Consider the following 23,934-nt stretch of genomic DNA (forward strand, 5'->3'; position numbering starts at 1 on the left):
AACCCCTTCAGGTCCGCGCCTCAGTCGATGATGAAACCGAAATTGACCGGCGTGGCGCCGATCGGCTCGGCACGGGCGGCAACGCCGTAGATGCGATTGACGCGCGCCAGCAGTGCCGACTGTGCGTCGGAAGCCGGGGCGAAGCCGTCATCGGGACGCGACAGTTCCTTCTGCGCAACCGCGCGCACCACGTAGGGCGTCACGATCACCATGAGCTCGGTCTCGTTGTTGACGAAGTCCTGGCTCCTGAACAGCTGTCCGAGGACCGGTATCTGATCGACGCCGGGCATGCCATTGATGGCCTGCTTGGTCTGCTCCTGGATCAATCCGGCCATCGCGATCGAGCCGCCGGAGGGCACTTCCAGCGTGGTGTCGGCGCGGCGGGTCTTGATCGAGGGAATCGTCGTGCCGCCCTGGCCGCCGGTCAGCGCGTTGTCCATCGAGACTTCGGACACTTCGGTCATCACTTTCAGGCTGATGCGTCCCTCGGACAGCACCACCGGGGTGAAGTTGAGCGAGATGCCGAACTTCTTGAAGCTGACGGTCTGGACGCAATTGCCGATCGTGCCCGTGCTCGAGGTCTGGCAGGTCACGCCGGTCGGAATTGGGAATTCGCCGCCGGACACGAAGGTTGCGGACTCGCCGGAGATTGCCGTGAGGTTCGGCTCGGCCAGCGTCTTGACCACGCCCGCGCTTTCCATCGCGCGCAGCGTCGCAGTAACGGTCGGCACGCCGAGCTTGTTCAGCGCCGCGCCGGCCAGCACGTTGCTGTTGAGCGGTCCGTTGTTGGCGGTGAAAGGGTTGGCGTTGTTGAAGACCACAGCTGCGGTGCCGTAGTTCATGTTGGCGGAGAGATCGACGCCGAGCTGCTTGACGACGTCGCGCCGCACTTCAGCGACGGTGACCTTCAGCATCACCTGGTCGCGGCCGCGCACCACGATGGAGTTGACGACCTTGTCGGGGCTGCCGACGAGCTTGGCGGCGATGTCGCCGGCCTGCTGGGCTTCGACAGGGCTTGCCACCGTGCCGGTCAGCACCACGCTCTCGCCGACACCCTCGATCTGCACACCCGGCAGCATCTGCTTCAGCGCGGCGCGCATGCCGTTGAGATCGCGCTTGATCGCGATGTCGTAGGAGGCGACTTGGTTGCCGTCGGCGTCGAAGAACACCACGTTGGTCTGGCCGACCGCTGCGCCGATGATGTAGGCGCGCTGTGCCGAGCGGATCACGGCGTTGGCGATCTTGGGATCGGCGACCAGAACGTCCTTGGCCTCGCGCGGCAGGTCGACCACGACCGACTTGCCGACGCCGAGCGAAACGAACCGCGTCTTAGCGGCAATGCTGCTCGTCACCGCGACATCCGCGTTCTTGTCCGGATCGGTCGCGCTGGCGAGAGCAGGGATCAGCATCAGGGCGGTGACCGCCGAGATCGACAACGAGCGGACCAGCGTGGTCCGCATCGCCAGTTGTTGTGCATCCGTGTTCATATCGAAGCCCCCATCACTTCTGTGTCGTCTGAGAGCTCGGGATGCCGAAGCGCACCACCCTGATGCTCTCGCCCCGCTTCGGGGCATGATCGCTGGTCTCGTCGGTCTTCTCGTTGACGTCGGCGATGCTGCGTAGCGCCAGCGCCAGCGTGCCGCTCTGCCGGGCGCGCGCGAGCGTCTCGGCCTGTTCGGGCTTGAGCTCGAGGGTCACGGTCTTGCCGACGAGGGAGTTGTTGCCGTCCTTCTCCTTCGGCGCCTGGTCGATCGCCAGCACGCGGACATTGGACAGCAGGATTTCGGTGGTGATGATGTCGCGGCCGCCCTGCACCTGATCGGGATTCTTGTCGCGTCGCGACAGGATCACATCGACGCGGTCGTTCGGCAGGATGAAGCCGCCGGCGCCGGTCTCCGGCGAGATTTCCGTGGAGATCGCGCGCATGCCGGAGGGCAGGATCGCAGCCATGAAGCCGCTGCCGTTGGCCTTGACCAGTTTCTGGTCGCGGATCGGCTCGCCGACGATGAAGGGAGCCCGTGCGATCGAGCCGATGACGTCCTTCATGGCGTCGGCATTGGCGTCCTGGCGGATGAATGCGCTGCTGGCGGTCTCGGCCGGCCAGCGCTGCCATTGCACGTCTTCAGCCTTGACCGACTGACCAAGCCCGATGTCGGACTTCGCCACCAGCACCTCGACGGTCGGCAGTTGTACCACTGGCGGCGCGACCGGCGCCGGTTTGCGATCGCCGGTGCTCGCGAGATACATGGCCGCGAGGCCTGCGACGCCGGCGATGCCGAGGACCACGATGCGTGCCGTCTTCATGCGATTGTCTGAATGCCCTTAACGCCGGGCAGTCACGTCCTTGCGGCACTGACAGCCCTTCCCGGAGCATCACTACGGCCGCAAAAGTATAAGGGAACTTGATGGAAGGTCCGGACAATTAAGGGATTGGTGGGGATGGTGAACGGCGAGTTATCGGTGTCCGTCGCATCTCCGCAGAATCCCGGAGATCGTACGCGCCCAACGTGTACGACGCTGCTCCCACACGGCGTCACGGCCGCTCGGCCGTGGTTAATGTCGTCTAACGCGCGAGGTCGCCTGGCACGATCAGAGCGCGGCCTTCAACGCGGCAAACCCGCGATCGAGATCGGCCTTGAGGTCGTCGAGATTTTCGAGCCCGATATGCAGCCGCAGCGTCGGCCCGCCCGGCGACCATTTGGTCGCGGTGCGATAGTCGCTGCAGTCGAACGGGATGGCGAGGCTCTCGAAGCCGCCCCAGGAAAAGCCCATGCCGAACAGCTGGAGCGCGTCGAGCATCGCATCGACCGCGGTCTGCGGCACCGGCTTCAGCACGACGCTGAACAGTCCGGAGGCGCCGGTGAAGTCGCGCTTCCAGATCGCGTGCCCCGGATCGGTCTCGAGGGCAGGGTGCAGCACCCGATCGACCTCGGGCCGCGCGCCAAGCCAGCGCGCGATTTCGAGCCCGGAGCGATGGTGCTGCGCAAGCCGCACCGACAGCGTGCGGACCCCGCGCAGCGCGAGATAGACGTCGTCGGGACCCGCACAGATGCCGAGCAGGCGGATCGCCTCCTGAACCAGCGGCCAGGCCTTCGCATTGGCCGCGATGGTGCCGAACATGATGTCGGAGTGGCCGCCGATATATTTTGTGCCGGCCTGCATGCTGATGTCGACGCCCTGTTCGAGCGAGCGGTGATAGAGCGCGGTCGCCCAGGTGTTGTCGTCGATCACGAGCGCGCCGCGGGCATGCGCCACCGCCGATATCGCGCGGACATCGGGCATCTCGAAGGATTGCGAACCGGGCGCCTCGAGCAGCACTGCGCGGGTATTCGGCTTGAACAGCGTCTCGATGCCGGCGCCGATCAGCGGATCGAAATAGCTGGTCTCGATGCCGTAGCGCTTCAGCATGTTGTCGCAGAAATTGCGGGTCGGCCGATAGGCGTTGTCGCAGACCAGCAGGTGATCGCCGGCCTTCAGCACGGCAAGCAGCGTGGTGCTGATCGCTGCCAGTCCCGACGGGGCGAGGCCGACGCCGGCGCATTGCGGGCCTTCCAGCGCCATCAGCACGTCCTGCAGCGCCCGCGTGGTCGGGCTGCCGTGACGGCCGTAGGTAAATTCGGCGCGGTGGGCGTGCAGGGCCTCCGCGGTCGGATAGAGCACGGTCGAGCCGTGAAACACCGGCGGATTGACGAAGCCCTTCTGGGCCTTGGTGTCGCGGCCGGCCGTGACCAAGCGGGTCGCGGCATCTTGCGGGCGGGAGGGCGTGGGGCCGTCGGAGGAGGTCATGGTTCGCTGCCGTTGGACTTTAGACTTTTTGCCACAGCCGCACCCGTCGGGAAGACGGGGCTAAGCCGGGAGTTGCTACTAACAAGAGGTAGAAGACATGCGTCAACCCCTTGACCCGGCTCGCCAGTCGCTATGTGATGCGGCGCAACTACCCGTCGCCGCACGTTGAGGGGCCTGCCGCGACCTACGATCCGTTGCCTGACCGGTTTGACGTCAAACTGCCGGTTCGATCAGCATGATTTGCTGCAGGGGATCATTGGGATGGCCCGTGAACGCGAGGCGATCACAAAGCAAACGTCCAACGGACGACCCTGAAAGGCCCCGCCCATGAAACGCGTATCCCTGGCTGTCATACTTGCCGCTGCCGCCGCTCTGTCGGTCCAGGCGGCCTCGGCGCAAACCCTCAAGACGGTCAAGGATCGCGGCCAGCTGTCCTGCGGCGTCAGCCAGGGCCTGCCCGGTTTTTCGGCACCCGACGACAAGGGGAACTGGACCGGGATCGATGTCGACGTGTGCCGGGCCATCGCCGCCGTGGTGCTCGACGACCCGACCAAGGTCAAGTTCGTGCCGCTGTCGGCCAAGGATCGCTTCACCGCGTTGCAGTCCGGCGAGATCGACGTGCTGTCGCGCAACACCACCTGGACGGTGTCGCGTGACACCTCGCTCGGCGCCAATTTCACCGGCGTGACCTATTATGACGGGCAGGGCTTCATGGTGAAGAAGTCGCTCAAGGTCAATTCGGCGCTAGAACTGAACAGCGCCTCGGTCTGCGTGCAGACCGGAACCACCACGGAGCAGAACCTCGCCGACTTCTTCAAGGGCAACAACATGAAGTATGAGGTGATCGCGTTCGGCAGCATCGACGAAGCGGTCAAGGCCTATGAATCCGGACGCTGCGACGTCTTCACCGACGACGCCTCCGGACTCTATGCCAGCCGTCTGAAGCTCGCGAACCCCGCCGATCACATCGTGCTCCCGGAAATCATTTCCAAGGAGCCGCTGGGGCCGATGGTGCGCCACGGCGACGACCAGTGGTTCGACATCGTGAAGTGGACGCTGTTTGCGATGATCAATGCCGAGGAACTCGGCATCACCCAGAAGAACGTCGACACGATGCTCAAATCCGACAAGCCGGAGATGAAGCGGGTGCTCGGCACCGACGGCAATCTGGGCGAACAGCTGGGCCTCACCAAGGACTGGGTGGTCAAGATCGTGAAGGCCGTCGGCAACTACGGTGAGACCTTCGAACGCAATGTCGGCACCGGTTCGCCGCTCGGCATCGCGCGCGGCGTCAACAATCTCTGGAACAAGGGCGGTATCCAGTACGCGCCGCCGATCCGCTGATCGATCCCGGCCAACGGCTGCCGCGATGAGCATCGCGCCCCGCAAACCACCGCTGCAATTTGCCCTCAGGCTGAAGCGAGCGCTTGGCGGCAGGGCCGGCTGGAACGGGTTGGCCGCCCAGATTGCCTTCGCCGCGATCCTCGCCTGGATCGCCTACGAGATCGTGGCGAATGCGCGGACGAACCTGGAGACCCAGCACATCGCGTCGGGCTTCGGCTTCCTCAACTACAATGCGGGCTTTGACGTCAATCAGAGCCTGATCGCCTACAACAATTCCGACACTTATTGGCGGGTGTTCTTCGTCGGCTTGTTGAATACGATCTTGGTCTCGGTGATCGGCATCGTGTTCGCTACCGTGATCGGCTTCATCGTGGCGCTGTGCCGGTTGTCGCCCAATCTGCTGTTGTCGCGGATCGGCGGCATCTATGTCGAGATCATCAGGAATTTGCCGCTCCTGTTCCAGATCCTGTTCTGGTATCTCGCGGTGCTCGCGGCGCTCCCCGCGCCGCGGCAGAGCATCTCGATCTTCAATACCTTCTTCCTCAACAATCGCGGCCTGGTCGTGCCGCAGCCGGTCACCGAGCCGGGGCTCTATCCGTTCATCGCCGCGCTCGCGGTCGGCATCGTCTTGGCGCTGGGATTGCGACGCACCGCGCGGCGTGCCCTGTTCCAGCGCGGACAGATGATCCGGATCTGGCCCTACGTGCTGGGTTGCCTCATCGGTCTGCCGCTGGTCTCGATGCTGATCTTCGGCGGGCCGTTGCAGTTCGAGCTGCCGCAGCTGAAGGGCTTCAACTTCGCCGGCGGGGCGCGCATCATTCCCGAATTCGTTGCGCTGACGGTCGCGTTGTCGACCTACACCGGGGCTTTCATCGCCGAGATCGTCCGCGCCGGCGTCATGTCTGTCCACAAGGGACAGATGGAGGCGGGCTCGTCGCTCGGCCTCAGCCGCGCCGCGACGCTGCGGCTGATCGTGGTGCCGCAGGCAATGCGCGTCATCGTGCCGCCGCTGACCAGCCAGTACCTCAATCTCACCAAGAATTCGTCGCTGGCGGTGGCCATCGGCTATCCGGATCTGGTCTCGGTATTCGCCGGCACCGCGGTGAGCCAGACCGGGCAGGCGATCGAGATCATCGCCATGACGATGGGTGTCTACCTGCTGCTCTCGCTGACGACGAGCGCGCTGATGAGCGTCTATGGCTGGCGCATCAACCGGAGCATGGCGGCATGACCGATATCTCCGCTCCGTCCTTTGTCCGGCAGGAGCTGGTCGCCGAACGCGCGGCGCCGGCAAAGACCACCGGCTTCATCGGCTTCGTCCGAATGCGGCTGTTGAATTCGCCGGGCAACATCCTGCTCACGATCCTCGGGCTCTTGCTGGCCTGGTATATCGTGATCCCGGCCATCAAGTTCCTGCTGGTCGATGCGATCTGGACCGGCAAGGATCGCACCGCCTGCCTCGCCGACAAGGCCGGGCACGAGGTCGGCGCCTGCTGGCCCTATATTCAAGCCAAGCTGACGCAGCTGATCTACGGCTTCTATCCGGAAGCCCAGCGCTGGCGCGTCAATCTGACTTACGGGCTCGGCGCCGCGCTGTTGCTGCCGCTGCTGCTGCCGCGCCTGCCGGCGAAGGGACTGAACTCCGGCCTGTTCTTCTTCGCGTTTCCTGTGGTGGCGTTTTTCCTGCTGCATGGCGGCGGCATCGCGGGCTTCGGCGTGAGCTGGACTGCCGGCCTGTTGCAGCTGTTTGAACAGAGCATTGGCGGCGCCGGCGATCTACTGGTCAATCTCAGCAAGAGTTCGGCGTTCGGCCCGCTGCCGTGGGTGCTGGGCAAGCTGCTCGTCCTCTTCGGCTTGCTAATCCATTGGCTGATCTTTCCGCTGACCTGGCTGCGCGATCAGTTGCAGCTCTCGTCGGTGCCGGTCTGGGGCGATTTTCTGCTGACTGCCGTGATCGTCTCCGCCGTGCTATTCGTGCTCGGCGGCGGCCTGCGCACCGGCGGCAGGGCGCTGATCGGCAGCCTGCTGACGTTTGCCGGGATCGCCGCCGGCATCAAGCTGATGGGGCTCGATCGCGGCGGCTTTCCGATCGTCGACACGCGGCTGTGGGGCGGCCTCCTGGTGACGCTGGTGATCGCGATCACCGGCATCGTCGCCTCGATGCCGATCGGGATTGCACTCGCGCTCGGCCGCCGCTCGACCATTCCGCTGATCCGGATCTTCTCGATCGCCTTCATCGAATTCTGGCGCGGCGTGCCGCTGATCACGGTGCTGTTCTTTGCGACCTACATGCTGCCGCTGTTCGTGCCGGGCAATTTCGCGGTCGACGGCCTGCTGCGCGCCTTGATCGGCGTCGCGATCTTCACCGGCGCCTACATGGCCGAGGTGATCAGGGGCGGGCTCGCTGCGGTGGCGCGCGGGCAGGCGGAGGCCGCATCGGCGCTCGGCCTGTCCTGGTGGAAGACGACGTCGCTGATCGTGCTGCCGCAGGCGCTGCGCTACGTCATTCCCGGCATCGTCAACAGCTTCATCTCGCTGTTCAAGGATACTTCGCTGGTGTCGATCGTGGCGCTGTTCGATCTGTTGGGTTCGCTGCGGGCGTCGTTCTCGGACCCGAACTGGTCGACGCCGACCACGGCCTTTACCGGCTTCGCGTTTGCCGGGATGATCTATTTCGTGTTCTGCTTTGGAATGTCGCGCTACTCGCTGTTTGTCGAAAATCGGCTCAACGCTCATCGCCGCCACTGAACAGGGTCACCATGTCCACAAACCCGATCGTCAACATTTCCACGCTGAACAAATGGTACGGCGACTTCCACGTGTTGCGCGACATCAACCTTGAGGTCGGCAAGGGCGAGCGCATCGTGATCTGCGGCCCGTCCGGCTCGGGCAAGTCGACCCTGATCCGCTGCATCAACGCGCTGGAGGAGTTCCAGGAGGGCGAGATCGTGGTCGACGGCATCGAGCTCGGCCCGAACCTGCGCCGGGTCGACGAGGTGCGGCGCGAGGTCGGCATGGTGTTCCAGAGCTTCAACCTGTTCCCGCATCTCACCGTGCTCGACAATTGCACGCTGGCCCCGATCTGGGTGCGCAACATCCCGAAGAAGGATGCCGAGGCGACCGCGATGAAGTTCCTCGAGCGGGTCAAGATCCCGCACCAGGCCAACAAGTTTCCCGGCCAGATGTCGGGCGGCCAGCAGCAGCGCGTCGCGATCGCCCGCGCGCTGACCATGAACCCGAAGGTGATGCTGTTCGACGAGCCGACCTCGGCGCTCGACCCGGAAATGGTCAAGGAGGTGCTCGACACCATGGTCGATCTCGCCCGGGAAGGCATGACCATGTTGGTCGTGACCCACGAAATGGGCTTCGCCCGCGAGGTTGCCAATCGCGTCGTGTTCATGGACGCCGGCCAGATCATCGAGTCGAACACGCCGCAGGAATTCTTCGCCAACCCGCAGCATGCGCGGTCGAAGCTGTTCCTGAGCCAGATTCTCAGATGATTGTTGTTGTCATTCCGGGGGCGCCCGAAGGGCGAACCCGGAATCTCGAGATTCTCAGGTGCGCAATTGCGCACCATAGTTCGATTTCGCATCGCCCCGGAATGACGGCGTAGGCCTCGGCCTCATACGAACGGCAGCTCGATCTTGCTGCGCTTTTCCAGCCATTCCGGCACCGGCAGATTCTTCGAGCGCATGAAGGCCGGGTTGAACAGCTTGGACTGATAGCGGTTGCCGGAATCGGCGAGGATGGTGACGATGGTCTTGCCGGGGCCGAGCTGCTTGGCGAGCTGGATCGCACCGGCGATGTTGACGCCGGTCGAGCCGCCGAGGCACAGGCCTTCGTGCTCCAGCAGTTCATAGATGATGGTCACGGCGTCCTCGTCGGAGACCAGAAACGCGTCGTCGACATTCGCGGTCTCGATCACCGGCGTCTTGCGTCCGAGCCCGATGCCTTCCGTGATCGAGTCACCGGGCGTCGATTTGACCTGGCCGTTCTTGAACAGTTCGTACATCGCAAAGCCGTGCGGATCGGCGCAGGCGGTGACGATGTCCTTGTTCTTTTCCTTCAGATAGCGGCTGATGCCCGCGAGCGTGCCGCCGGTGCCGACCGAGCAGATGAAGCCGTCCACCTTGCCGTTGGTCTGCTGCCAGATCTCGGGCCCGGTCGAGTCGTAGTGCGCCTTGGGATTGTCGAGGTTGTTCCACTGGTCGGCGAACAGCACGCCGTTCGGCTCGGTCTTGCGCAGCTGGTCGGCGAGACGCCGGCCGAGATGCTGATAGTTGTTCGGATTGGAGTAGGGCAGCGCCGGCGCCTCGACCAGTTCGGCCCCGCACAGCCGCAACATGTCCTTCTTTTCCTGGCTCTGCGTCTCCGGAATCACGATCAGGGTGCGGTAGCCGCGCGCACTCGCCACGACCGCAAGCCCGATGCCGGTATTGCCCGCGGTCGATTCGACCACGAGGCCGCCGGGCTTCAGATCGCCGCGCTTTTCGGCCTCCAGGATCATCCCCTTGCCGGCGCGATCCTTGACCGACTGGCCGGGATTCATGAATTCGGCCTTGCCGAGAATGGTGCAGCCGGTCAGTTCGGATGCGCGTTTCAGCTTGATGAGGGGGGTGTTGCCGATTGCTTCAATGACGTCTTTGTTGAATGCCATGTCGGGGAATTTCTTTGCCGGTCTGTGTCTTGCTTGCCGCGAACCTAGTGTGCTGATCGAAAAAGGGAAGGGCTTTTGCACTGCGGCAAATGGCGGATTCACCACGTATGACGGCGCGTGCATGGCCATCACGGGCATGCGGAGAACAGTGTTTTTCGGCAGTCAGGGCGTCCGGCAGAATCGTTCCGCTGCAGGCAGTTTTGCGTCAGTCGCCGCGACGGCGTCGCTGTGCCGGCGCATCTTGCGGATTCGGCGCAACAGGGCCGAGAAATCCCCATGAAATCTTTGTTAGAATCTGACTTCAGGCACGGGTCTGAAACGCGCTGAAATGCCCTAAAAATAGGGAAAAGCCCGCAATCAGGCTGGCCTCGAATCACCTGCGATGCGACGTCGCGCATTCGTGACAGGGCTGTCCGCCCTATCGTCCCAAGGGTAGGATGGGACAGCCAGGTTCCATTGAAAGCATTACCCCGTGTACGTCACCCAGACCACCGCTGAACGCGTCACTCGTGCGCCACGGGCGAAGTCTGGCTCCGGCGGAGAACGGGTGTGACCCAGCAAGCATCCGTGATGGTGCCTGGAGGCCGGTTCGGCCTCGCTGCCCGCGCGCGGCGGCTGGCGGGACGTTCGCTCGTCGCGCTTGGCCTCGTCGCGGGCTCGGCCGGCTGCATTCTGACCCAGGACATCCCCGATCCGGCGCTCGACGTGCCGCAGGGCTATAAGGCCGCGCGGCTTGGCCGGCCGGGCGACGCGCTTCCAACGCTCGACTGGTGGCGCGGCTTCCGCTCCAAGGAGCTGACGCAGCTGATGGAGGAGGCGCAGACCGTCAACCTCGACATCGCGGCGGCCGTGGCGCGTTTCCGCCAGGCCGATGCGCTGGCGCGGCAGGCCGGCGCGGCACTGCTGCCGACCCTTAATCTCAATGGATCGGAAACCTACTCGCGCACCTCCGGCTCCAGCGCCAGCGGCCTCACCAATGGCGGGCGCGAGGTGGTGAACTACAACGCCTCGCTCAGCGCCAGCTACCAGCTCGACTTCTGGGGCCAGAATCGCGACGCCGCGCAGGCCGCGGAGGAGACCGCCGTTGCCAACCGGTTCGACCGCGAGGTGGTGGCGCTGTCCACGCTCAGCAGCGTCGCCAACGCCTATTTCACGGTGCTTGCCACCCAGGACCGGTTGCGCACCGCGCAGCGCAATATCGCCAGCGCCGAGCGCATCCTCAACGCGATCAAGGACCGCTTCAAGGCCGGCACCGGCTCCGATCTCGACGTCGCGCAGCAGGAGAGCGTGCTCGCGAACCAGCGCGCGCTGGTGCCGCCGCTGCGGCAGACGCTCGAGCAGAACATCAACGCGCTCGCGGTATTGGTGTCGCGGCCGCCGGAGAGCGTGCGCGTCGCCGGCGGCTCGCTCAACTCGGTTGCGATCCCGCGCGTCACACCGGGCCTGCCGTCTGAATTGCTCACCCAGCGTCCCGACATCCGCCGGCAGGAGGCACAGCTCGCATCCGCCACCGCCAATGTCGGCAGCGCGCGGGCGCAGTTCTTCCCGAGCATCCAGCTGACCGGGACGGGCGGCTACCAGAGTCAGGCGCTGGTCTCGCTGTTCCAGCCGCACGCGGCGTTCTTCAACCTGGTCGGCAGCATGACGCAGCCGATCTTCGACGGCGGCCGGATCCTCGGTAATTTCGAGAACGCGAAGGCGAAGCAGGACGAGCTGCTGCAGACATACCGCAAGACGGTCGTTCAATCGTTCACCGATGTCGACAACGCGCTGGTCGCGATCCGCGAGACGACGCGGCGGCTGCAGCTACAGCGCGACGTGCTGTCGTCGTCGCGGCGCGCCTTCGACCTGGCCGAGCAGCAGCTCAAGGCCGGCACCGCCGACATCGTAACTGTGCTAAACACGCAGCTGACTTTGTTCCAGGCGGAAGATGCTTATTCGCAGGCCCAATTGGCCCGGCTATTGGCGATCGTAAGCTTGTATCAGGCCTTGGGGGGCGGCTGGGAACCGAAGATGGAAAGACCGGTCGATGCTCTTTAAGCCCGACTCCAAGGAAAACGACAGGGACGACGAGAAAAGCACCGCGCCGCGCAAGCGGAGCCTGATCTCGCGCCTGCTTGGGCGCATGGTGTCGCTGCTCATCACGTTCGTGATCCTGGGCGGGCTCGGCTATCTCGGCTGGCTCGCCTTCCAGCCCAAGCCAAATGGAGGCGGCGGGCGCGGCGCGGCGGCGCGGCCCGATCTACCGGTACCGGTGCTTGCGGTCACGCCCAAAGTGCACGACGTGCCGGTCTATCTCGATGGCGTCGGCTCGGTGAAGGCGCTGAACACGGTCACCGTGCGCTCGCAGGTCGACGGCAAGCTGCTCAAGGTCAATTTCGCCGAGGGCCAGGACGTCAAGAAGGACGACGTGCTCGGCGAGATCGATCCCGCGATCTATCAGGCGCAATACGATCAGGCGGTGGCTACGAAGGCCAAGGACGAAGCGCTGCTTGCCAATCAGAAGATCGACCTTGCCCGCTATGAGCAACTCGCTGCCACCAACGCGGGCTCCAAGCAGCAGGCCGATACGCAGCGTGCGCTGGTCGCGCAGCAGCAGGCCATCATCAAGGCCGACCAGGCCCAGATCGACAATGCGCGCACCACGCTCGGTTACACCAAGATCGTAGCGCCAATTTCCGGTCGCGCCGGGCTGCGCCAGGTCGACCAGGGCAATATCATCCACGCCTCCGACACCACCGGGCTCGTGATCCTGACCCAGCTGCAGCCGATCGCGGTGTGGTTCAGCCTGCCGCAGCAGCAGATCATGCGGGTCAACGCCGCGGCCGCCAAGGGCCAGCTTGCGGTCGACGTGTTCGGCAATGACGGCGTCACCGTGATCGATACCGGCAAGCTGACCGGCATCGACAACCAGGTCGATCCGACTACCGGCACGCTGAAGCTGAAGGCCGAGCTCCCGAATGCCAGCTACCAGCTGTGGCCCGGGCAATTCGTCAACGTGCGGCTCAAGGTCGAGACCTTGCCGCAGGCGATCGTGGTGCCGACCTCGGCCGTGCAGCGCGGTCCGGCCGGAACCTTCAGCTATGTGATTGGCGCCGATAACGTCGTCACCGCCAAGCCGGTGACGGTCACGCAGCAGAACGAGCATGAAGCCGTCATTGCCAGCGGACTGGCCACGTCCGACCGCGTCGTCACGACCGGCTTCGCCAACCTCGCCGACGGCTCCAAGGTCATCGTCGGCAAGGACGATGGGCCGCCGGCAGCCGATCTCGCGCCGCGCAAGCGCAGCCGCAGTCCCGACGGCAAAACCGGGGGCCAGAGCAAGGACGGCAAGCAGGACGGGCAGGGCAAGAACGGCGAGAACCCCGGCCGGCGCGAGCACAGCGAAGGCGACCAGAAGGGGCAGACCGGTCCGGCGCCCGCGCCGGCGGCAGGGGGAGAACAGTCGGGCGGCGCGCCGAAGGCACAGCCATGACCGGCATCCCGACCTCGTAATGTCCGACGCTAAAGCGAGAACGCAACCATGAGCGTCTCCGAACCGTTCATCCGCCGGCCGATCGCCACCTCGTTGCTCGGCATCGCCCTGATGATCGGCGGTGCGCTCGGCTATTGGGCGCTGCCGGTCTCGGCGCTGCCGCAGGTCGACTTCCCGACCGTGCAGGTGACGACGCAGCTGCCCGGCGCGAGCCCTGACGTCGTGGCCTCGTTGATCACGGCGCCGCTGGAGCGGCAGCTCGGCCAGATCCCGTCGCTGTCGTCGATGAACTCGACGAGTTCGTTCGGCGTCAGCCAGATCTCGCTGCAATTCGACCTCAACCGCGACATCGACGGCGCCACGCAGGACGTTCAGGCTGCAATCAATGCCGCCGCCGGCATCCTGCCGAAGACGCTGCCGTACCCGCCGGTCTACGCCAAGGTGAACCCGGCGGACGCGCCGGTCATGACCCTGGCGCTGACCTCGGACACGATCTCGCTGCGGGCGATGAGCGATCTCGCCGACACCATCCTCGGCCAACGGCTGAGCCAGATTTCCGGCGTCGGCCGGGTTTCGATCCTCGGCGGTTTGAAGCCGGCGGTCCGCGTGCAGGCCGATCTCGCGCGCCTTGCTGCCTACGGCATCGCGATGGAGGATTTGCGCAACGCGATCGCCGGCGCCAACGTCTCGGGGCCGAAGGGCTCGCTCGACGGCGCCCAGCAATCCTACACCATCGCCGCCAACGACCAGATCGCAGCGGCTGACGCCTATCGGCCGATCATCATCGCCTATCGCAACGGCTCGCCGGTCACGATCGGCGACGTCGCCCAGATCGTGGACGGGCTGGAGAATGACCGCACCGGCGGCTGGTACCAGGGCACACCGGCGGTCATCATCGACATCCAGCGCCAGCCCGGCGCCAATGTCATCGACGTCGTCAAGCAGATCCGCGGCGAAATCCCGCGGCTGCAGCGCTCGGTCCCGGCCGGCGTCAAGCTGACCGTCGTCTCCGACCGCACGGTGACGATCCGCGCCTCGGTCCACGACGTGCAGTTCACGCTGATCCTGAGCGTCGTGCTGGTGACGCTGGTGGTGTTGCTGTTCCTGCGGTCGCTGCGTGCGACCCTGATCGCCGGCGTCGCGCTGCCGCTGTCGCTGATCACGAGCTTCGGCATCATGTATTTCGCCGGCTTCAGCCTCGACAATCTGTCGCTGATGGCGCTGACCATCGGCACCGGTTTCGTGGTCGACGACGCCATCGTGATGATCGAGAACATCGTCCGCCACATGGAAGACGGCGAGACGGTGATGGAAGCCTCGCTCAAGGGCGCCAGCGAGATCGGCTTCACCGTGATCTCGCTGACTGTGTCGCTGATCGCGGTGTTCATCCCGCTGTTGTTCATGTCCGGCCTGGTCGGCCGCATGTTCCGCGAATTCGCGCTGACCTTGACGATTGCGGTCGTGACGTCGGCGATTGTGTCGCTGACGCTGACGCCGATGATGTGCTCGCGGCTGCTCAAGAACATCCATGAGGAGATGGCGGTTCCGGGCCTCGCCGCAGTCAGCCGCTTCATCGACGGCATGGTGGAGTTCTACCATCGGACGCTGCTCTGGGTGCTGCAGCACCAGCGCGCAACGCTGCTGGTGACGTTCGCGACCATCGCGCTGACGCTGATCATGTATGTGCTGGCGCCGAAGGGGTTCCTGCCGTTGCAGGACACCTCCTCGATCACGGCGGTGACCGAAGCCGGTCCCGACGTCTCGTTCGCCGAGATGCAGCGCCGGCAGAGCGCGATCTCCGACATCATCAAGGCCGACCCCGACGTGGTCGGCGTGGTCTCGGTGATCGGCTCGGGCTCGGTCAATCCGACCACCAATGTCGGTCGCCTGGTGATGACCCTGAAGCCGCTCGACCAGCGGCACGACGGCGTCGTCAACGTGATCGAGCGGCTGAAGCAGAGAATATCGACGGTCCCCGGCATGACCGTCTACTTCCAGCCGGTGCAGGACGTGCAGATCTCGACCCAGTCCAGCCGCTCGCAATACCAGTACACGTTGACCGCGACCGATGCCGCCGAGGTCTCGCAATGGGCGCAGAAGCTGGTCGCCGAGATGCGGCGCGACCCGATCTTCCGCGACGTCTCCTCGGAGGCGCAGGATGGCGGCTTGCGCGCGGCGCTCGACATCAACCGCCAGCGCGCCGGCCAGCTCGGCGTCAATCTTCAGGGCGTCACCGACACGCTGAACGACGCCTTCGCGCAGCGGCAGATCTCGACGATCTACGGCCAGGCCAACCAGTACCGCGTGGTGCTCGAGGCGCTGCCGATGTACCAGCGCGACCCGTCGATCCTCGACAAGCTCTATCTGCCCGGCGCGAATGGCGCGCAGGTGCCGTTGTCGGCGGTGGCGACGCTGGTCCGCACCACGGCGCCGCTCGCGATCTCGCACCAGGCGCAATTCCCGTCGGTTTCGCTCAGCTTCAACCTGGCGCCCGGGGAGGCGCTGGGCGATGCGGTCGTCGCGGTCAAGGCGATCGAGAGCAGGATCGGGATGCCCGGCAGCATCGTCGGCATCTATTCCGGCGACGCCGCCGAATTCGCGCGCTCGCTTGCCGGCCAGCCCTGGCTGATCCTGGCCGCGATCATCACGATCTACATCGTGCTCGGCGTGCTCTACGAGAGCTACATTCATCCGATCACGATTCTCTCGACGCTGCCCTCGGCAGGCGTCGGCGCCATCCTCGCGCTGATGCTATGCGGGCAGGACCTGTCGGTGATCGGGCTGATCGGCATCATCCTGTTGATGGGCATCGTCAAGAAGAACGCCATCATGATGATCGACTTCGCGCTGGAGGCCGAGCGGCATCAGGGCCTGTCGTCCTATGACGCCATCGTGCAGGCCTGCCTGTTGCGGTTCCGCCCGATCATGATGACGACGCTCGCGGCATTGTTCGGCGCGCTGCCGCTCGCGATCGAAAGCGGCACCGGTGCCGAGCTGCGCTTCCCGCTTGGTATCTCGATCATCGGCGGCCTGCTGCTGAGCCAGCTGCTGACGCTGTACACCACGCCGGTGATCTATCTGGCACTCGACCGGCTCAACCGGCGGATCGAGCGGGCCGTGCCGGAGCCGGGTCCCAGCGGCCCGCCGATCGCGGGCGCCACCGAGGGCATGCAGTGATCTCGATCTCCGAGCCCTTCATCCGCCGGCCGGTGGGCACCACGCTGCTGGCGATAGGGCTGTTCCTGGTCGGGATCGTCGCCTACGAGTTCCTGCCGGTGTCGTCAGTTCCGAACGTCGATTTCCCGACCATCCGGGTGTCGGCGTCCCGGCCCGGCGCCGATCCCTCCGTGATGGCTTCGACCGTTGCCGCGCCACTGGAGCGCAAGCTCGGCACCATCTCGGGCGTCGACCAGATCACCTCGACGAGTTCGCTCGGCGTCACCAGCATCCAGGTGCAGTTCTCGATCGGCCGCGACATCGACCGCGCCGCGCGCGACGTGCAGGCGGCGATCAATGCTTCGCTCGCCGATCTGCCGAGCGACCTGCCGTCGCTGCCCAAGTTCCGCAAGGCCAATCCGGCCGCGGCACCCGTATTCGTGCTGGCGCTGACCTCGAAGACGATCTCGACCAGCGCGATGTACGACGTCGCCGACACCGTGCTGGCGCAGCGCATCTCGCAAGTGCCTGGGGTGGGCGAGGTGACGGTCAGCGGCGCCGACCAGCCGGCGGTCCGCATCGCGCTCAATCCGGTGTCGCTGGCAAATGCCGGGATCTCGACCGACGACGTCCGGCTCGCGATCATCAATGCCAATCCGCTGGGGCCCGTCGGCATCTTCAATGGCGACCGGCTGAGCGAGACGCTGTCGATCAACAAGCAGATGCGTACCGCTGCCGAGTTCCGCGACATCCTCATCAAGAGCTCGAGCGGCAATTTCGTCCGTCTCTCCGACGTCGCCGAGGTCGAGGATTCCGTCCGCAACTCGCGCTCGATCGCCTGGTTCAACAAGCAGCCGGCGGTGCTGATCCAGATCACCAAGCAGGGCGATGCCAACGTCATCGACACCGTCGACAACGTTCGCCGGCTGCTGCCGGAATTGAGGAAGTGGATTCCGGCCGGTGTCGAGATCTCGACCCTGGTCGATCGCACCGGAACGATCCGCGCCAGCGTCGAGGACATGCAATTCACGCTGCTGGCGACCGTCTTGCTTGTCATGGTCGTGGTGTTCGTGTTCCTGCGCCGCGTGGTGCCGACGATCGCGGCCGGCGTCTCGGTGCCGCTGGCGCTGGCCGGCACATGCGCCGGGATGTGGCTCGCCGGGTTCTCGATCGACAATCTGTCGCTGATGGCGCTCGCGATTTCCGTCGGCTTCGTGGTCGACGATGCCATCGTGATGATCGAGAACATGTACCGCAATCTCGAGCAGGGCATGGCGCCGTATCCGGCCGCGGTCGAAGGCGCCAAGCAGATCGGCTTCACGGTGCTGTCGATCTCGCTGTCGCTGATCGCGGCCTTCACGCCGCTGATCTTCATGGACGGCATCGTCGGCCGGCTGCTGCGGGAATTCTCGCTGACCCTGACGTTCGCCATCATCGTGTCGACCCTGGTGTCGGTGACGATCACGCCGATGATCTGCGCGCACTACATCAAGGAGGCCACCTCGGGTCACGCCACCTGGTACGACCGCGCCATCGAAGGCATGCTGTCGCGGATCGTGGCGTTCTACGCGTCGACCCTGCGCGTCGTGCTCGGCTATCCCTTCCTGACCCTGGTCGTGTTCTTCGCCACCGTCGCGCTGACGGTGACGCTCTATATCAAGACACCGAAGGGCTATTTCCCGACCGACGACAGCGGCTTTGTGATCGGCTCGACGCGGGCGTCGGCGGACATCTCGTTCCAGTCGATGCTCCAGCTGCAGCAGCGGCTCGCCGACATCGTGATGGCCGACCCCGCGGTCGCCGGTATCGGCTCGTCGGTCGGCTCCGGCGGCGGCCCGGGCGGCGCCACCTCCAACCGCGGCACCATGTTCATCAGCCTGAAGCCGCCGGAGGAGCGGGCAGGCCTATCGACCGCCCAGGTGATCGACCGGCTGCGCCGCAATTTGTTCATGGTGCCCGGCATCCGCCTGTTCATGTTCGCCGCGCAGGACATCCGCACCGGCGGCCGGCAGAGCGATTCCGACTACCAGTACACGCTCGCCTCGACCGATCTCGATCTGTTGCAGAAATGGGCGCCGCTCGTCGCCAAGCGGATGGAGACGGTGGAGGGCATCACCGACGTGTCCTCCGACCGCGATCCCGGCGGCCTGCAGCTCAACCTCGTGATCGACCGCAAGATCGCCTCGAGCCTCGGTGTCCGGGTGCAGGACATCGACAACGCGCTGAACAACGCGTTCTCGCAGCGGCAGATCTCTTACATCTACACCCAGCGCAACCAGTACGTGGTGGTGCTCGAGATCGACCCGAAATTCCAGAGCGATCCCTCGAACCTCGAGCGCATCTATGTCGCCGGCGCCAATGACGTGCAGGTGCCGCTGTCGGCGCTGGTGCACTACCAGCGCGGACTGTCGGCGCTCGCGGTCTATCATTCCGGCGGCTTCCCCTCGACCACGGTGTCGTTCAACCTGTTGCCGGACGTGCCGCTGGAGGTCGCGACCACGAACATCCAGCAGGCGGTCGATGAGCTGCACATGCCGGAGGGCATTCGCGGCAGCTTCGATGGCAATGCGGGCGACTTCAACAAGACCAGCGGGCGGCAGCCGCTGTTGATCCTCGGTGCGCTGATCGCGATGTATATCGTGCTCGGCGTGCTCTATGAGAGCCTCGCGCATCCGATCACGATCATCTCGACACTGCCGTCGGCCGGCCTCGGCGCCTTGCTGGCGCTGCAGGTGACCAATACGCCGCTGACGGTGATCGCCTTCGTCGGCATCATCCTCCTGATCGGCATCGTCAAGAAGAACGGCATCATGATGGTCGACTTCGCGCTGGAGGCCGAGCGGCATCAGGGCCTGTCGTCGCGGGATGCGATCTTCGAGGCCTGCCGGGCGCGCTTCCGCCCGATCCTGATGACGACGATGGCGGCGCTGTTCGCCGGCATTCCGCTGGTCATTGCGACCGGCCCGGGCACCGAGCTGCGGCGGCCGCTCGGCATCACCATCATCGGCGGCCTGTTCGTGTCGCAGATCCTGACGCTCTACACCACGCCGGTGATCTACCTCTTGATCGACCGGCTGCGCCAGCGCCCGGCGCCGTCGGGTGTGCACGCGCCGGCGGAATAGTTTGAATTGCGCCGGCGTGAGCGTATAGCGAAGCGATGTCCGAACCGACCGAAGTCAAATCCGACGTGATCGCCGAGATCGAGGATTGCGCGCATTGCGGCAAGCCGCTGCCGCTGTGCATCTGCGACAGCGTCACACCGATCGAAAGCCGCATTCAGCTCCTGATCCTGATCCATCCGCAGGAGCAGGACAGGGCGCTCGGCACCGCGCGGCTGCTGGCGCAGCATTTCGAGAACGCCGTGGTGCGGATTGGACTGTCGTGGCCGAGCCTTGCCAAGGCGCTCGGCCGCCCGGTGCCCGACCCGTCGCGCTGGGCGGTGCTCTATCTCGGCTCGGCCAAGGTCGAGGACCTCGAGACCGATGCCGAGATCGTCGCGATCAACCGCAAGGGCGAGCTCGAGCCGCATCAGCGCGCCATCCTGTCCGACATCGAGGGCATCGTGCTGCTCGACGGCACCTGGAGCCAGGCCAAGGCGCTGTGGTGGCGTAATGCCTGGATGCTGAAGTGCCAGCGGGTGATTCTCGGGCCGAAACGCCCCTCGCTGTACGGCAAGCTGCGCCGGGAACCGCGGCGCGACGGCCTGTCCACCATCGAGGCGGCCGCGATCCTGCTGGCCGGGCTGCAGAAGCGGCCCGATATCGCCGCAACGTTAACTGAAAGTTTCGAGCGGATGCTGGCGAGATTCCGCGAAGTCCAGGCCAAAATGCCGGAATTGGCGCCAAAACCCAGGAAAAAGGACTACCGGAAGCGCCGGCGTTAGCTGCTGGGCTTGGTTGCCTATCTGACAGAGGGCGTATATGAAGTGCGCCGCAAGGGGCCACGTGGCGGAGTGGTTACGCAACGGTCTGCAAAACCGTGTACACCAGTTCAATTCTGGTCGTGGCCTCCACTCATCTCATCAATGGCTTGCAGCCGACAAATGAGAAGCCGCATTAGCTGGCGGCGTACCAACCTTCAGGAAACGGAATCAGCGGCCACGGCGCCTGGTTGTCATTGGCAGCGCGCGGCGGCGGCTGAATGCTGGGCGAGGGTTGGGCCACGAAATCCTCCTGAGCAATAGGCGCGATCGCCGTTCGCACGGCGTCCAGCAGCAGATCAAATTCGACTTCGCTCATCGCGCTCTCCGAGGTTCGAGAGCGCAATGGTCGCAAAACTGTCTTCGGTCCGGATTGAGCGATTCGTTCGAATTTTATGAAAAGAACGATGGCGCCCTGTTTGGTTAATAAACCGCTGATGATCCCTTCGGAAACCTAGGTCGGCACCGCCGCACCTGGTGTGAGACAAATCACATCTTGCGAAAAACTCTTCCCGGAATTCCCGGCAGTATTCATAGCTGTCAAATATCGCAGGAATTTTAGGAAGACGTGACAATGAAGGCAAACAGACCGCGGTGTCGCCTGTTGCGCGTTGCATCGACCCGCGGTCCTCGCTGACTTCGTTCGCCAGACCTGGGCAGCGCCGCTCTACGCCCGATGCCTATCGCCCTTGCGTGGCGGAAATTCCCGAGGTCGGTGCGAACATGGTCAAGCCAGCCCGGCGAGGTCATCCGGCAGCATGGTCTTGAATTGCGCCAGCACCTGTCGCGCTTTTTTCGGCGGCAGCGTGATCGCGTGGCGTACCGCGGCCGCGATCAGCGTCATCGTCAGTGCGGAGAAGCTGGCGAGGGTGGCGGACGGCACGCTCGGCGCAACGCGCCTGATCGCGTCGGAGAGCAGGCCGGAAAGCACGGCCATGTCGTCGGCATCGAGCTTTTGCAGGCCGCGGTCGGCCTGCGTCGCCTGCCAGATGTCGCGCATGACCGGCTCGCGCATGAACATCTCGTAATAGCTGTCGACGATCCGGCACAGCGCCGGATGCAGGTCGCGCGGGGCGGTGACCGCAGCCAGATCGCGCCTGACACAATCGCGTCCAACTGCGTTGTGCCGTTCCGCCAGCGTGCCGATGATTGCGGCCTTGTCCGGGAAATATTGATAGAGCGAGCCGAATGCGACGCCGCTGCGTTCGACGATGTCGCTCATCCGGAAGGCCTCGCTGCCCTTTTCCGCCATGATCTCGGTCGCGCAGGCGAGGATGCGCTCGAACCGCTCGCGGCTGCGCTGCTGCGTCGGGGCAAGCCGTGCCAGGCCGGGCAGGGGAGCCGCCACGGGCGCGGCCTTTCGTCTCGCCACCTTCTGTCTCCGAAATCGGGTTGACGTCTCTAATACGAGAGTTTATCGCATTTTACAAATACGAGGACTTCTCGCATTTAGAGGTGGAACGATGCGCAATATCCTGACCTCGGGCTTGCTGTGGTTTTCCGCGCTCGGCTGCGGCCTGCTTGCCGGGCTCTATTTCGCTTTCTCGACGTTCGTGATGACCGCGCTCGGCCGCATCGATCAGGCCGCCGGCATCTCGGCGATGAATGCGATCAATGTCGACATCGTACGTTCGCTGTTCATGCCGGTCTTCCTCGGCACCACGCTGTCCTGCGCCGTACTGGCCGTGCTCGGTGCGCTCAGATGGCAGGAGCCGGGCGCCATTGCGATGATCTGCGGCGGCGGCCTCTACGTCCTCGGCATGTTCGTCGTCACCGCCGTATTCAACGTGCCGCTGAACGACCAGCTTGCGTCGATGGATCCCGCCAGCACCGCGACTGCGCCGGTCTGGGCGCGCTATCTGGTCGACTGGACCTTCTGGAACCACGTGCGGACCATCGCTTCGCTCGCGGCGACCGCGCTGCTCATCGTCGCCATCGCCGCGCGCTGATCGGATCGGAGAAGCAAGCTCAACGTGCCGAGGCTGCGCTACGACCCCGGCACCAAGACCACCTCGTTCATCGCGGAATGACATCAAGGGGGCGGGGCCCCGGCCGGGAATCACGGCGCGGCCGTAACGCCGCGCCATTGGTCCATCCCGGCCGCCCTGCGCCGAGAACGGGACAACCGGGACAGCCCTGCATTACCCTGGGACGCCGGCAAACCCTTGCATTGCAGCGGCTTACCGTCTTGGGCTAAAGTTTCGCCGAAGGCCCATTTGGTTCTTTGCAAGCCCGAAAGGCTTTGTTATACGCTGCCCGCTCGCGAACACTTTGTTCGCCTATTCCTCGGTAGCTCAGCGGTAGAGCATTCGACTGTTAATCGAATGGTCGCTGGTTCGAATCCAGCCCGGGGAGCCAGCTTTGCTGGCCCACCAACATCGCCATCGACGATCACAAGCACGTGGTCCGCAACACGCGAACCAAAAGCGTCGTCAAATCGACTCAATAACTGTCGACACTTCGTCGTGCCGGGTCTTGAGAGGTGATTCTGATGGCCATTAACCTGATCGACCTGTCGATGCCGCAGCCGACGCTTGTTCCGCATGATGCTCCCGTCATCAGCGACGATGAGTGTGTCCGCAGGCTGGCGAGGGCGGTTGAGGAACATGATTCCGAGCATCTCGATGAAGTGGCCCGGCTGATCGGCCGGCTTGCGGTCACGATCGAATAGAGAGCCCTCCCGGGAGCATCCCGCACGCCAACGGCGTGTTGCGTTTTGGCGGAGCTTGTTCCAAAAGATGGCCCTGTTCTAGCTTCTCCAGCGGCAATGCCGCGACTTGCAGGGTCCCCGCCAATGACCGGTTTTTCGACCGCGCGCCAGTACATGGTCGATGGTCAGGTGCGTCCGAGTGACGTGACCGATGATCGTATTCTCGAAGCCATGCTGACCGTGCCGCGCGAAGTGTTCGTGCCGGCCAGCAAGCAGGCGCTCGCCTATCTGGACCTCGACCTCGATGTCGCCGAGGGCGGCGCCGCCAGGCGCTGCCTGATCACGCCGGCGCTGCTCGCCAGGATGCTGCAGGCCGCCGAGATCAAGGCCACCGACCGCATTCTGGTCGTCGGCTGTGCAACCGGTTACGCCGCCGCGATCGTGGCGCGCTTTGCCGCGCAGATCAGCGCCACCGAGAGCGATCCGGCGCTTGCCGCGAAAGCGACCGCAGCGTTGGCCCAGCTCGGGATCCAGAATGTGACCGTCAAGACCGGAGCTTCCGCGGACGGCGACGCCGCGGGCGCGCCATATGACGTCATCGTCCTCAATGGTGCGACCGAGATCCTCCCGACCGGGCTTTTTGCCCAGCTCAAGGAGGGAGGGCGACTGGTCGGGGTGTTTGGCCTGACGCCGCCGCCGCGCGCCACCCTCGTGACGCACTCCCACGGGGATTTCGGACATCGCGAGCTGTTCGACGCCACCGCCCCGGTGCTGCCCGGACTGGAACGGCTTCCCGCCTTCGTCTTCTGACCGACCGCTACGGCGCTGCGCCACCTTATAAAATCCCGTTCTGAATCAGAAGTGTGGCCCGTTTGCCCCATGTGAAGAGTTTCCACCATGTTCCGTTGCGGGGTAGTTCCGTTGCCCTTAGCTGCGGACTAAGGTGA

At 64.7% G+C, this 23,934-nt stretch carries 18 protein-coding genes and 2 tRNA genes; 14 read left to right on the forward strand and 6 right to left on the reverse strand.

The genetic code is table 11. From position 1 onward, the window contains the following. Positions 1 to 20 precede the first annotated feature (20 nt). The 3 genes from QDT69_RS06065 to metC form a co-directional block, all read right to left on the reverse strand. The gene (locus tag QDT69_RS06065; protein WP_279706175.1) at positions 21 to 1,409 is read right to left on the reverse strand and encodes a type II and III secretion system protein family protein; all 1,389 of its coding nucleotides are present in this window, start codon (positions 1,407 to 1,409) and stop codon (positions 21 to 23) included. Between the two features lie 91 nt (positions 1,410 to 1,500). Next, entirely contained in the window at positions 1,501 to 2,304 is an 804-nt protein-coding gene (cpaB, locus tag QDT69_RS06070) for a Flp pilus assembly protein CpaB (protein ID WP_279705731.1), read from the reverse strand. Between the two features lie 285 nt (positions 2,305 to 2,589). Then, the gene (gene metC, locus QDT69_RS06075) at positions 2,590 to 3,786 is read right to left on the reverse strand and encodes a cystathionine beta-lyase (protein ID WP_279705732.1); all 1,197 of its coding nucleotides are present in this window, start codon (positions 3,784 to 3,786) and stop codon (positions 2,590 to 2,592) included. A gap of 327 nt (positions 3,787 to 4,113) precedes the next feature. Here metC and QDT69_RS06080 point away from each other — a divergent pair, with 327 nt between their 5' ends. The 4 genes from QDT69_RS06080 to QDT69_RS06095 are packed head-to-tail and all read left to right on the forward strand — an operon-like array spanning position 4,114 to position 8,630. Then, positions 4,114 to 5,130: an amino acid ABC transporter substrate-binding protein gene (locus tag QDT69_RS06080; RefSeq protein ID WP_279705733.1), complete on the forward strand. Its 1,017-nt coding sequence runs from the start codon at positions 4,114 to 4,116 to the stop codon at positions 5,128 to 5,130. A gap of 25 nt (positions 5,131 to 5,155) precedes the next feature. Further along, positions 5,156 to 6,361, forward strand: a complete 1,206-nt coding sequence (locus QDT69_RS06085) for an ABC transporter permease subunit (RefSeq protein ID WP_279705734.1) — start codon at positions 5,156 to 5,158, stop codon at positions 6,359 to 6,361. Then, on the forward strand, positions 6,358 to 7,878 hold the full coding sequence (locus QDT69_RS06090; protein ID WP_279705735.1) for an amino acid ABC transporter permease: 1,521 nt from the start codon (positions 6,358 to 6,360) through the stop codon (positions 7,876 to 7,878). Before QDT69_RS06085 ends, QDT69_RS06090 begins: the two co-directional genes overlap by 4 nt. A gap of 11 nt (positions 7,879 to 7,889) precedes the next feature. Next, positions 7,890 to 8,630 (forward strand): amino acid ABC transporter ATP-binding protein, encoded by a 741-nt coding sequence (locus QDT69_RS06095; protein ID WP_074126441.1) that lies wholly within the window; start codon positions 7,890 to 7,892, stop codon positions 8,628 to 8,630. A gap of 122 nt (positions 8,631 to 8,752) precedes the next feature. On the opposite strand, the gene QDT69_RS06100 is transcribed toward QDT69_RS06095, so the two are convergent. Beyond that, a complete protein-coding gene (locus QDT69_RS06100) occupies positions 8,753 to 9,787 on the reverse strand; it encodes a cysteine synthase A (protein WP_279705736.1) in 1,035 nt (344 codons plus the stop codon). Positions 9,788 to 10,357: 570 nt separating this feature from the next. Here QDT69_RS06100 and QDT69_RS06105 point away from each other — a divergent pair. From QDT69_RS06105 to QDT69_RS06130, 6 genes are all read left to right on the forward strand, one after another. Beyond that, positions 10,358 to 11,827, forward strand: coding sequence for an efflux transporter outer membrane subunit (locus QDT69_RS06105; protein WP_279706176.1), 1,470 nt, complete (start codon positions 10,358 to 10,360; stop codon positions 11,825 to 11,827). Further along, positions 11,817 to 13,262 (forward strand): efflux RND transporter periplasmic adaptor subunit, encoded by a 1,446-nt coding sequence (locus QDT69_RS06110; protein WP_279705737.1) that lies wholly within the window; start codon positions 11,817 to 11,819, stop codon positions 13,260 to 13,262. Before QDT69_RS06105 ends, QDT69_RS06110 begins: the two co-directional genes overlap by 11 nt. 48 nt (positions 13,263 to 13,310) lie before the next feature. Beyond that, positions 13,311 to 16,439, forward strand: coding sequence for an efflux RND transporter permease subunit (locus QDT69_RS06115; protein WP_279705738.1), 3,129 nt, complete (start codon positions 13,311 to 13,313; stop codon positions 16,437 to 16,439). After that, positions 16,436 to 19,540 (forward strand): efflux RND transporter permease subunit, encoded by a 3,105-nt coding sequence (locus QDT69_RS06120; RefSeq protein ID WP_279705739.1) that lies wholly within the window; start codon positions 16,436 to 16,438, stop codon positions 19,538 to 19,540. Before QDT69_RS06115 ends, QDT69_RS06120 begins: the two co-directional genes overlap by 4 nt. A gap of 35 nt (positions 19,541 to 19,575) precedes the next feature. Then, positions 19,576 to 20,301, forward strand: coding sequence for a DTW domain-containing protein (locus QDT69_RS06125; protein ID WP_279705740.1), 726 nt, complete (start codon positions 19,576 to 19,578; stop codon positions 20,299 to 20,301). Between the two features lie 55 nt (positions 20,302 to 20,356). Continuing rightward, positions 20,357 to 20,430, forward strand: a tRNA-Cys gene (locus QDT69_RS06130). A 43-nt stretch (positions 20,431 to 20,473) separates the two neighbouring features. Here the strand turns inward: QDT69_RS06130 and QDT69_RS06135 are convergent. Next, positions 20,474 to 20,656 carry a hypothetical protein gene (locus QDT69_RS06135; protein WP_279705741.1) on the reverse strand — a complete coding sequence of 61 codons (183 nt, stop codon included), beginning with the start codon at positions 20,654 to 20,656 and terminating at the stop codon, positions 20,474 to 20,476. A 408-nt stretch (positions 20,657 to 21,064) separates the two neighbouring features. Beyond that, on the reverse strand, positions 21,065 to 21,709 hold the full coding sequence (locus QDT69_RS06140) for a TetR family transcriptional regulator (protein WP_279705742.1): 645 nt from the start codon (positions 21,707 to 21,709) through the stop codon (positions 21,065 to 21,067). Between the two features lie 91 nt (positions 21,710 to 21,800). Here QDT69_RS06140 and QDT69_RS06145 point away from each other — a divergent pair, with 91 nt between their 5' ends. From QDT69_RS06145 to QDT69_RS06160, 4 genes are all read left to right on the forward strand, one after another. Further along, the gene (locus QDT69_RS06145) at positions 21,801 to 22,286 is read left to right on the forward strand and encodes an anthrone oxygenase family protein (protein ID WP_279705743.1); all 486 of its coding nucleotides are present in this window, start codon (positions 21,801 to 21,803) and stop codon (positions 22,284 to 22,286) included. 334 nt (positions 22,287 to 22,620) lie between these two features. After that, a tRNA-Asn gene (locus tag QDT69_RS06150) sits at positions 22,621 to 22,695 on the forward strand. 133 nt (positions 22,696 to 22,828) lie between these two features. Further along, positions 22,829 to 23,008, forward strand: coding sequence for a hypothetical protein (locus tag QDT69_RS06155; RefSeq protein ID WP_050419688.1), 180 nt, complete (start codon positions 22,829 to 22,831; stop codon positions 23,006 to 23,008). A 123-nt stretch (positions 23,009 to 23,131) separates the two neighbouring features. Further along, the gene (locus QDT69_RS06160) at positions 23,132 to 23,797 is read left to right on the forward strand and encodes a protein-L-isoaspartate O-methyltransferase (protein WP_279705744.1); all 666 of its coding nucleotides are present in this window, start codon (positions 23,132 to 23,134) and stop codon (positions 23,795 to 23,797) included. Positions 23,798 to 23,934 lie beyond the last annotated feature (137 nt).

Source organism: Bradyrhizobium sp. CER78 (genome assembly GCF_029846235.1).
Classification (GTDB): Bacteria; Pseudomonadota; Alphaproteobacteria; order Rhizobiales; family Xanthobacteraceae; genus Bradyrhizobium.

Excerpts from the sequence above, each read along its gene's own strand:
- QDT69_RS06115 (WP_279705738.1), top strand. The coding sequence starts at position 13,311 with ATGAGCGTCTCCGAACCGTTCATCCGCCGGCCGATCGCCACCTCGTTG.
- QDT69_RS06135 (WP_279705741.1), bottom strand. The coding sequence starts at position 20,656 with ATGAGCGAAGTCGAATTTGATCTGCTGCTGGACGCCGTGCGAACGGCG.
- QDT69_RS06080 (WP_279705733.1), top strand. The coding sequence starts at position 4,114 with ATGAAACGCGTATCCCTGGCTGTCATACTTGCCGCTGCCGCCGCTCTG.
- QDT69_RS06090 (WP_279705735.1), top strand. The coding sequence starts at position 6,358 with ATGACCGATATCTCCGCTCCGTCCTTTGTCCGGCAGGAGCTGGTCGCC.
- QDT69_RS06155 (WP_050419688.1), top strand. The coding sequence starts at position 22,829 with ATGGCCATTAACCTGATCGACCTGTCGATGCCGCAGCCGACGCTTGTT.
- QDT69_RS06085 (WP_279705734.1), top strand. The coding sequence starts at position 5,156 with ATGAGCATCGCGCCCCGCAAACCACCGCTGCAATTTGCCCTCAGGCTG.
- QDT69_RS06125 (WP_279705740.1), top strand. The coding sequence starts at position 19,576 with ATGTCCGAACCGACCGAAGTCAAATCCGACGTGATCGCCGAGATCGAG.
- QDT69_RS06065 (WP_279706175.1), bottom strand. The coding sequence starts at position 1,409 with ATGCTGATCCCTGCTCTCGCCAGCGCGACCGATCCGGACAAGAACGCG.
- QDT69_RS06160 (WP_279705744.1), top strand. The coding sequence starts at position 23,132 with ATGACCGGTTTTTCGACCGCGCGCCAGTACATGGTCGATGGTCAGGTG.
- QDT69_RS06095 (WP_074126441.1), top strand. The coding sequence starts at position 7,890 with ATGTCCACAAACCCGATCGTCAACATTTCCACGCTGAACAAATGGTAC.
- metC (WP_279705732.1), bottom strand. The coding sequence starts at position 3,786 with ATGACCTCCTCCGACGGCCCCACGCCCTCCCGCCCGCAAGATGCCGCG.
- cpaB (WP_279705731.1), bottom strand. The coding sequence starts at position 2,304 with ATGAAGACGGCACGCATCGTGGTCCTCGGCATCGCCGGCGTCGCAGGC.
- QDT69_RS06100 (WP_279705736.1), bottom strand. The coding sequence starts at position 9,787 with ATGGCATTCAACAAAGACGTCATTGAAGCAATCGGCAACACCCCCCTC.
- QDT69_RS06105 (WP_279706176.1), top strand. The coding sequence starts at position 10,358 with ATGGTGCCTGGAGGCCGGTTCGGCCTCGCTGCCCGCGCGCGGCGGCTG.
- QDT69_RS06110 (WP_279705737.1), top strand. The coding sequence starts at position 11,817 with ATGCTCTTTAAGCCCGACTCCAAGGAAAACGACAGGGACGACGAGAAA.
- QDT69_RS06145 (WP_279705743.1), top strand. The coding sequence starts at position 21,801 with ATGCGCAATATCCTGACCTCGGGCTTGCTGTGGTTTTCCGCGCTCGGC.